Raw genomic sequence first — 8,946 nt, forward strand, 5'->3', positions numbered from 1 at the left:
TTGCATTTAATAAGCCCCTATTTCGGGGCTTATTGTTGCTTATTATTTAGTCGTTAAACGTTGTCGGCAGTTCTACAAATTCTACCCAGTACTTTCCTAAAGTTTTCATTAAATCTACTAAGCCGTCAAACGTTACCGGTTTAGTAATATAAGAGGCCGCGCCTAAGTTGTAGCCTTTAACCATGTCTTCTTCTTGTTTAGAGGTGGTTAAAATAACAACCGGTATACCTTTGAGGTTTGGGTTTGACTTAATAGCCTCAAGTGCTTCACGGCCATCCATTCGCGGCATATTTAAATCAAGTAATATTAAGCCAGGGCGTGGCGACGAGTTTTTATCTTCAAACTTACCCCTACGCTCTAAGTACTCAAGCAACTCAACGCCATCTTCCACAAAATGCAGCTCGTTTAATACACGGCTTTCGGCTAGCGCATCTTGTGTGAGTAAGCGATCATCCTCGTCATCATCTGCCATTAATATTGTAATAGGTTTCACTTTTGAATACGGCATCTAAGCCTCTCCTTGAAGTGTGAAAAGCGTTGTTTCCACAGGTAATTTTATTATGAAGGTTGCCCCTTCACCGTCTTTACTATGAGCGGTAATTATCCCACCATGCCGCTCAACGATACGCCTACAAACTGAAAGCCCAATCCCTGTGCCTTTATATTCCGAACGCCCATGCAGGCGCTGAAATGGTACAAATATTTTATCAGCATACTCTTGTGAGAAACCAATACCATTATCTTTTATGGTAATAATTTGCCAACCCACTTTTTCGTTATGCTCTTCACTAAATTCGTCTTTGTGCTCATACATTACGCTTATGTGTGGCTCAACGCCTGGTTTTCTAAACTTAACCGCGTTAGACAATAAGTTTAAAAACAACTGCTGCATTTGGCTTTTATCGGCTTGAATAACCGGTAGTTCGTCCACATCTACTTTTGCATCACTTTCTTTAATGGCCACTTCTAAATCACTTAAAATGTCGTTAACTACGCCTTTTAAGTCAGTGTCATCAAAGTCTTTGCCTCGCGTTGTTACCCGCGAAAACTCTAGCAAATCGTTAATAAGGTTAGACATACGTTGCGCGGCGTTTTTCATGCGGCCTATGTAATCTATGCCTTTCTCGCCTAGTTCATCTTTAAACATGGTTTCTAGGCGGTCACTAAATGCTTGAATTTTTCGAAGTGGTTCTTGTAAGTCGTGGCTTGCTACAAACGCAAACTCTTCAAGCTCGCGGTTTGAGCGGCTCAGCTCATCTGAATATAAGGTCAGTTCTTGGGTGCGCTCGGATACTTTAGAGGCCAATGTTTCGTTTTGCTTTTCAAGATCAGCACGGTACCTTGCTGCGTTTCTTAAATTAAGTCGTGTTAATAAAAACATTCCAATGATCAAGATTGCACTAGTAACCGCTGTGATAGCAAACGTGATTTTTGCCTCATTTTTTATTTGTGCCAGCTTAGAAAAATGACTCACCTTAAACAGTAATTCTCGGTCTTGAATATCATTAACTTTAACGCGAATATCTTTGTACAGCTCTCGCCCTCTGTGCGTATTTAGTACATATAACGCGCGGCGCTCTTTATCATTAGTAGCCAGCTTAACCGTTTGTTTAAGCTCTTTAATTTTTGCTTCGGTTAATACAAGCAGCTGTGCAATTCGCTCAGCTTGGCCGTCAATTTCAGAGTGTAGAGACTTTACATGCTCCATTTGCGATTCTATTTGCCCTATTGCATCGTAATAGGGCGTTAAATAGTCTTCCTCTTCGGTGAGTAAGTAACCGCGCTGGCCAGACTCTGCCTGCACAATAGATAAGTGAAGACTCTCAATAGCCTCGGTTAACAAGCTAGTATTATCCAAGCTTTTTTGCGTTTGCGTTAATCCTTGTATAGTACTTAATGCTAAAAAAGCATTGCCAACAATAGTACACAGTACTATTGCGATAAAAGCGGCCCACGTTATATTCGTTTTACCTTGCTGCTTTTGCTTACTCATTATGTGTATATACCTAATTTTAAATGACTACTTGTTATTAAAATCAGTAATGTTTTGCAAACTTTCGCTACATTGCTGACAGTTTGAAATTATTTTATCGAGTGCAGCTAACGCCTTTTCCTTTGGCATATCGTTTTCTAATACCAGCTTAATTAGCTCCGCATTCATAGAGATTCTATTCAGTGGTGCTCGCGCATCGTGTACCAATTTACCTAGTGTGTTAGCCACTTGCTCATTACTCATAATGGTTCCTTTATTTATACTCTCCAATTCCGCCGTATGCGTTTAATCGGTTATACAATGTTTTTGTACTGATCCCTAACATTTGTGCAGCCAGCGTTTTATTGCCTTGCACTTTATCTAAGGTGGCGTGAATTAACTCTTTTTCAACTTCTTCAATGGTTTGCCCAGCAGAGACTTGGTTGTCTTCTACTTGTGCGTTAACACGTGAAAATGGCGACTCTAAGTTATCTGGTAATGTAATTTCACTTGTTTGCGGGTCACTCATAATAAAGGCGCGATGAATCGCGTGGCGAAGCTCACGCACATTGCCTGGCCATTCATATTGCTGTAGCTCTTTAAGCTGCTCTTTATGCCAATAAAACGACGTGCCATTTTCGTCATTAAGCTGCTCTAAAAAAGCTTTAGCCAGCAATGGGATATCTTCTTTTCGCTCTCGTAGCGCGGGTATATCAATAGGAAAAACCGCCAGCCTGAAGTAAATATCTTCACGAATCACATTATTTTGCGCAAGATCGGTTAACGTACGGTTAGTAGCAGAAATAACGCGGCAGTTTATAGGCAGTTCGCGGTTGCCACCTACTCGCGTTACTTTTTTAGTTTCAAGTACACGCAATAAGTTTGGCTGCATATCAATTGGCATTTCGGTTACTTCATCTAAAAATAACGTACCGCCATCGGCCTGCTCAAACACCCCTTCTTTACGGGCTATGGCGCCTGTAAATGCCCCTTTTTCATGGCCAAAAAGCTCACTACCAATTAGCTCTTTAGAAAGCGCACCACAGTTGCTTGCCACTAAAGGGCCTTCGCATTGGCTTGCATTATGAATAGCTTGAGCAACCACTTCTTTACCTGCACCGCTTTCACCCATTAGCATAACGTTCGCATTGGTTTTTGCTACGCGCTCAATCATGGTGTAAAGCTTTTGCATTGGCTCTGATTCACCAATTAAGCTATTAAAATGGCGTGTTATGGTGGGTGCTTTTGCTTTTTTAACCGTTTTTTTAGGGCCGTTTAGTACCAGCTCTAGGTCTTCGCGTTGCAATGGTTTTAATAAATGCCCCACATCTTGCTCACACATGTCTGCCAAGATCCCTTTTACTGAAGGATGGCCTGAAATAAGCGTTACTTTTGGAGACTGCCCAATCATTTTTAAATGATCGAGTAAATGAAGACCGCTGCCATCTGGCAGCATAAAATCGAGCAACACATGATCAAAGGTATTATTTTCAAACCATTGGTGTGCTTCTTTTAAGCTCGTTGCAGTGCAAATATTGTGTCCGAGGAATTCGACAATGTGACAAACAACATCACTAAATTCAACGTCATCGTCGACTAAAAGTATGTTTAACATGATAAATCCCTATGCTTTTTTTCTTATTCTACGCACCCAATTTTGTAAATGAAAGGGTCTGCTAGAATCTCTAGAATGTGATTAAACTATTGAGTCTTGTAACGTTTAATTTTAATAACTAAATATGTACGCAAACTTAAGCTACATCGATCACAATTGGTTTAAATAATTAGAATTATTTTTATTACCTGCCAAGTATACCTGCTAAAATAATTTTGTTTTTATAAAGGAGACGAAATGCAATTATTAAAAACCATGGTTCATCCTGGTATAAATTTAAACCAAGGCACTCAATTTACCCGCCGCACAGGCCGCGCCATTGTGATTAAAAATGCACATATTTTATTAATGTATACCCAGCGCTACGAAGACTACAGTTTACCTGGCGGCGGCATAGATGAAGGTGAAACCCTAGAGCAGGGGTTAATAAGAGAACTTAGCGAAGAAACAGGCGCGCAAAATATACAAGTTATTGAACCCTTTGGCTTATACGAAGAGTACCGCCCTTGGTACAAAGACGACTTTGATATTATACATATACAGTCGTATTGCTATTTATGTGATACAGATAAAGAGCTTGGCAAAGCACAGCTTGAACATTACGAGCAACAAAACGGCATGACACCCAAATGGGTAGATATACACGAGGCCATCGCTCATAATGAGCGCACCATGAGCCTGAGCGAAAAACAGGGGCTGTCTATCATTCGTGAAACCTACCTACTAAAACAAATCGCGCAGCAACTCTTTAGTAAATAACGCACCTTTGCGTACGCTGTAAAATTTGCATAAAGCAGTATTTTTTACTGCTTAAGCATATTTATAATTTTGTGATGTATTTTCAAATAAACTTAAAACTCAATAATTTCATAACCTTATACAAAACCCTCATTTAACTTAAAAATTGGCTTTGTGTTTGCACCCTTACCAATAACTAATTTGTAAGGAGATAAAAATGAGTAACACAGTTAAAACGATTAATCCCGCAACTGAGCAAACCATTGATACCTACACGCTGCTTTCTCAAGAAGAAGCCGAGCAAGTAGTCGAAAAATCTCACGAAACATATTTAAAATGGCGCCAAACCTCGTTTACCGAACGCGCTAAGCACTTAAACAAACTAGCCTCTTTATTCGAAGAGCAAAAAGAAGCCATTGCTAAGCTCATGACCGAAGAAATGGGTAAAGTGTACGAGCAAGGTTTTCAAGAAATTGAGCTGTGCGCTGGTATTTGTCGTTACACAGCCGAAAACGGCCCACAAGTACTTGCCGATGAAGAGCGCGATATGGATGGCGGCCGCGCTATTGTTAGCTATCAACCTACGGGCGTTTTATTAGGTATTCAGCCTTGGAACTTCCCGCTTTACCAAGTAATTCGTTACAGTGCCGCTAACATTATGGCCGGTAACACCACGGTACTTAAGCATGCCGGTAATGTATTTGGCATGGCAGAAAAAATCGATACCCTATTTAAACAAGCGGGTTTCCCTGAATATTGCTTTAGCAACTTACTTATTGATGGCAAAACTGCCAGCGCACTTATTTCACACAAAGCAATCAGCGGCGTAACCTTTACAGGCAGTGACGCTACCGGTAAAAAAGTAGCTGAAGAAGCCGGTAAATACGTTAAAAAAACAGTGCTTGAGCTTGGCAGCAACGATGCCTACTTAGTCCTTGATGATGCCGATTTAGACCTTGCTGTTAAAACCTGTGTGACAGGGCGAATGATCAACAACGGCGAAACCTGTGTGTCGGCAAAACGCTTTGTGGTTGTAGAATCACTTTATGATGACTTTAAAGAAAAAATTAAAGCACAATTTGAAGCATTAAAAATGGGCGACCCAATGGCCGAAGATACAGATCTAGGCCCAATGGCGCGTGAAGATTTACGCGATAAAATTCACGACCAAGTAATGCAATCTGTTAAAGCCGGTGCAAATGTAGTCACAGGCGGCGAAGTACCTTCGCAAACAGGTTACTACTACCCACCGACTATTCTTGATAATTTATCGCCGGGCATGCCAGCATACGATGACGAATTATTTGGCCCAGTAGCCTCACTCATTAAAGCAAAAGACAACGACGATGCCATGCGCATCGCCAACGACTCTCGCTATGGTTTAGGCGGTGGTATTTTCTCTAAAGATGAGAAAAAAGCCATTGAACTGGCTAAAAAGCACTTTGACACCGGTATGGTCAATATTAACGGTTACGGCCTTGCCCAACCCAACCTACCGTTTGGTGGTGTTAAAGAAAGTGGCTACGGCCGAGAGCACGGCGGCTTTGGTATGCGCGAATTTGTGAATATCAAATGTATTATGATCAATAGCTAATTTAGCAACCCACTTTAAATACACGTATTAAAAGGATATTTATACGTGTTTTAAAAACAGTATTAAGCCTAAAGGTGAGCAATCACTTTTAGGCTTTTTTGTGAGCGAATCTGCATGGTTTTATGCACGAATAGATCTATACAATACGTGTATTTAAAGCCATAAACACAGTGAGAAAATTAAAACAAAGCTGTCAATTGATATGTAGAAACTGATACTAAGCTTAGAGTTCAGGCGGCTAGGCAGGTAAAAATGATGAGAAAACGGTCAGTAAACTCGTTTGTGGACAAAAACACGTTAGAGTATTTATTCATTAACACCTCATTAAGAGGGAATTTATAGTTGGCTAAAATGTTGAACGCAGTGAAAACAGCCAACTGTAAATTTTCCTGCTTCAATGACTTGTCAGCAGTACTAGTCGCCTAAATCTAATTTACGGCTAAACCAAGTATATTCTGAGTAATCAAATTCATTGCCGAACACTTCGTCAATTCTTTTCTTAATAATGACATAATCTCTCCTAGCTCGATTTCGATCATGGCATTGCCCATTTCTTTCGATCTTTTGTGCTAAATAAATAAGTGACTTTTTATTAAAAAGTTCAATATATGGTGGAATTGTTAATTGAAACCTAGAGTCTGCTTGATCATAACTAAGGCTGGCTCCGTAATATGAAGATACTAATTCGCAAAATTTGTTTTGCCATTCTTCTGAGTCGCTCATCCCTAATAGAAGATCAAACTGCTCTGAACTAAAATGAGGGTGTTCATCACTTACAATCCATGTGAGGATATCTTCAGCGTGTTTTTCTAGGCTTTCCTTTTCAAACCATCCAATGGTTTTTCCCATATCGTCATTAATAATACAATGCTTTATTTTCAATACAGCATCTTCATTTAAGTGCTCATACAAATCTGGGTACTTAGAGAGGAAAAAAACCAAGAAAAGGATTGGCATACCTACAGCAGAAATATTACTAAAATAGTCTTTATCACCTGAAATCAAGCTGACTAGCTCTCTTGAATTTCTTGCCGCAAGTACTTCCAATAAATGTAAATTTATTTTTCGGTTCTTTTCACAGTCTTCATTCTCTAATTTAAATACAAACTTCCAAAACGAACGAATAAGGTTTAGTTCAACAGGGACAGTAGTTCTACTAAAATAACGACTTTCTACATACTTTTTTACTTTAGCTCTATTATTTAATACTGATGCCGATTCTTCTAAATCAGATAAAATCTCTTTTAGAATATGCTGAGTATAGAAAGGCGGTTTAATTAATAGGTCTTCTAAAGTATTTCGAAGCAGTGATCTAACAGTTTCTTTGTTGGGTGAGTGTAATTCACGATCTGCATTCAATACAGGGTGAGCAGATAAATGGCGTTGTTTTTGAAGATACCTAAGATTTTCATACTCTGATGAATCTAATAGGTTAGTCTTTCCAAATACATCATCGATCAACTTAACTTCCCAAGCAGCAGATTTGGAGTCAGCCTGTTGTATTGCGGTAAGATCTCTTAAAATCTCTTTAGCAGAAGTATCATCGTACAAATCAATTAGGCTTTGTAATTTATAAACAATGTCACAGACAGCAACAGACCATAGCATAACGACCGATGAGCGATAATTTTTATTGTGATATGAGGACAAAACCTCTTCAAAATACCGTTTTGTTTTTCCATAATGTATTGATTCAGATATTTTTTCTAATGAAAATTCTTGCATATATTTTACCATTGAACACCAATAATTTAATGTACTGCTAACGCCGCATTCAGCGGCTTGTCCGCTGCAATGCTTTGTTAGCTTGTCAGCGTGAATTTAAAACCTGTTTCCTTGATGTGATACGCAACCGAACGCGTTGAATCAATGATCTCCATACCAATTGTTATGGTCTCACTCGTTCGTTTTTCTGGGTCTGATTCAAGTATCAATGCAATATTTACACGTATCAATTCAAATGCCCTGTTAAACATGAAAATTACCTTGTCCGAATTCAATACTGCGAATATAGGTGCGCCATTTGCAGTCACACCCATGCCGGGACAAAGGTATTCAGTTCCATCTTTTACTGTTACGTTCGCATTAGCATGTTTCTTTCTTAACGTTTTATATTCTAACTCAGTCAGAGGGGCAGCACTGCTTCTAGATTTAAAAACAGCTAATTCTTGAGGCCAGTTCTCGTGGAGAATTTCGATGATGTCTAAATCAACCCACGCCCCATGGTTAAAGAAACCTAGGATGCGCGCATTAGTTCCAGAGAAATGTATAAACAGTAAGTCTCCCGATCTTTTAACATAACCATCATTTTCTATAGTTTGCCCTAGATGAAAGTGTTGAATTCCCCAATGAGATAACATGTCATCATCGTAATCTAGCTTTTTTAAATTCCTACTTTGGTATTTTTTTAGATCATTACCATTTTCAATGTCACTGATAATTTCTTGATAAGCAGACTGGTAAATTTGCGGGACTACCAAATCACTTGCCTCAATAGCGATTCTTGGCTTCTTGTCAATAATTCTGCATTTATATCTCTGATACAAATAAATAGGGTCATATTTACCAAGGCTATATGTTCCGAATTCTTCGGTAAGTTTTTGATGGCAGTAATCTGTGTAATCATCCAGAATCTTATTTATAACTTCCATATTCCCTCGTAAAGCTAACAATTTTATAGTGCGCTCGTCGCGCATCTTTCTGCCGATGTTACGCGCATGTATTAATAAATCTATTTTTAACAAATAACGTAATGCATTGCCAAATATAATATTTTTATTGACACTAAAGGTATTCAGAAAAAGAAAATACGCTAGTCGCTCATTTTATTGAATATGGGAGCACAACAACAAAACTGTATATTAATACTGTTATTTATGTCATCACCAACATAAAAGTTAGTGCAATATCAATAGGTGAATCACTGTATCTGATAGCTCAAAGGTGACCTATAGAGTAATTACGTTAACTCATTTTGGGGCAGAAACGAGTTATACCGGAATGGCTGGTTTTAGCACAAATGCGACT

Annotated in this window: 8 protein-coding genes; 2 read left to right on the top strand and 6 right to left on the bottom strand. The window is 38.9% G+C overall.

What is annotated here, in order from left to right:
• Nucleotides 1–46: 46 nt before the first annotated feature.
• The 4 genes from AABI99_RS04915 to AABI99_RS04930 are packed head-to-tail and all read right to left on the bottom strand — an operon-like array spanning nt 47 to nt 3,587.
• Nucleotides 47–508 carry a response regulator gene (locus AABI99_RS04915; RefSeq protein WP_338363980.1) on the bottom strand — a complete coding sequence of 154 codons (462 nt, stop codon included), beginning with the start codon at nt 506–508 and terminating at the stop codon, nt 47–49.
• On the bottom strand, nt 509–1,993 hold the full coding sequence (locus tag AABI99_RS04920) for an ATP-binding protein (RefSeq protein WP_338363982.1): 1,485 nt from the start codon (nt 1,991–1,993) through the stop codon (nt 509–511). It lies immediately after the preceding gene.
• A 27-nt stretch (nt 1,994–2,020) separates the two neighbouring features.
• On the bottom strand, nt 2,021–2,236 hold the full coding sequence (locus tag AABI99_RS04925) for a histidine kinase (protein WP_338363984.1): 216 nt from the start codon (nt 2,234–2,236) through the stop codon (nt 2,021–2,023).
• A 10-nt stretch (nt 2,237–2,246) separates the two neighbouring features.
• Nucleotides 2,247–3,587 (bottom strand): sigma-54 dependent transcriptional regulator, encoded by a 1,341-nt coding sequence (locus AABI99_RS04930; protein WP_338363987.1) that lies wholly within the window; start codon nt 3,585–3,587, stop codon nt 2,247–2,249.
• Nucleotides 3,588–3,824: 237 nt separating this feature from the next.
• Between AABI99_RS04930 and AABI99_RS04935 the strand changes: the two genes are divergently transcribed.
• Both AABI99_RS04935 and AABI99_RS04940 read left to right on the top strand, forming a co-directional pair.
• Nucleotides 3,825–4,346 (top strand): NUDIX hydrolase, encoded by a 522-nt coding sequence (locus tag AABI99_RS04935; RefSeq protein ID WP_338363989.1) that lies wholly within the window; start codon nt 3,825–3,827, stop codon nt 4,344–4,346.
• 196 nt (nt 4,347–4,542) lie between these two features.
• Complete coding sequence (locus AABI99_RS04940; RefSeq protein ID WP_338363991.1) at nt 4,543–5,919, top strand: NAD-dependent succinate-semialdehyde dehydrogenase; 1,377 nt, start codon at nt 4,543–4,545, stop codon at nt 5,917–5,919.
• A 414-nt stretch (nt 5,920–6,333) separates the two neighbouring features.
• Here AABI99_RS04940 and AABI99_RS04945 read toward each other — a convergent pair whose 3' ends face one another.
• Both AABI99_RS04945 and AABI99_RS04950 read right to left on the bottom strand, forming a co-directional pair.
• The gene (locus AABI99_RS04945) at nt 6,334–7,644 is read right to left on the bottom strand and encodes a hypothetical protein (protein WP_338363993.1); all 1,311 of its coding nucleotides are present in this window, start codon (nt 7,642–7,644) and stop codon (nt 6,334–6,336) included.
• Nucleotides 7,645–7,721: 77 nt separating this feature from the next.
• Entirely contained in the window at nt 7,722–8,570 is an 849-nt protein-coding gene (locus AABI99_RS04950; protein ID WP_338363995.1) for a hypothetical protein, read from the bottom strand.
• Between the last annotated feature and the right edge of the window lie 376 nt (nt 8,571–8,946).

The sequence above is a fragment of the uncultured Pseudoalteromonas sp. genome (genome assembly GCF_963922945.1).
Taxonomy (GTDB): Bacteria; Pseudomonadota; Gammaproteobacteria; order Enterobacterales; family Alteromonadaceae; genus Pseudoalteromonas.

Excerpts from the sequence above, each read along its gene's own strand:
- AABI99_RS04915 (WP_338363980.1), bottom strand. The coding sequence starts at position 508 with ATGCCGTATTCAAAAGTGAAACCTATTACAATATTAATGGCAGATGAT.
- AABI99_RS04920 (WP_338363982.1), bottom strand. The coding sequence starts at position 1,993 with ATGAGTAAGCAAAAGCAGCAAGGTAAAACGAATATAACGTGGGCCGCT.
- AABI99_RS04925 (WP_338363984.1), bottom strand. The coding sequence starts at position 2,236 with ATGAGTAATGAGCAAGTGGCTAACACACTAGGTAAATTGGTACACGAT.
- AABI99_RS04930 (WP_338363987.1), bottom strand. The coding sequence starts at position 3,587 with ATGTTAAACATACTTTTAGTCGACGATGACGTTGAATTTAGTGATGTT.
- AABI99_RS04935 (WP_338363989.1), top strand. The coding sequence starts at position 3,825 with ATGCAATTATTAAAAACCATGGTTCATCCTGGTATAAATTTAAACCAA.
- AABI99_RS04940 (WP_338363991.1), top strand. The coding sequence starts at position 4,543 with ATGAGTAACACAGTTAAAACGATTAATCCCGCAACTGAGCAAACCATT.
- AABI99_RS04945 (WP_338363993.1), bottom strand. The coding sequence starts at position 7,644 with ATGCAAGAATTTTCATTAGAAAAAATATCTGAATCAATACATTATGGA.
- AABI99_RS04950 (WP_338363995.1), bottom strand. The coding sequence starts at position 8,570 with ATGGAAGTTATAAATAAGATTCTGGATGATTACACAGATTACTGCCAT.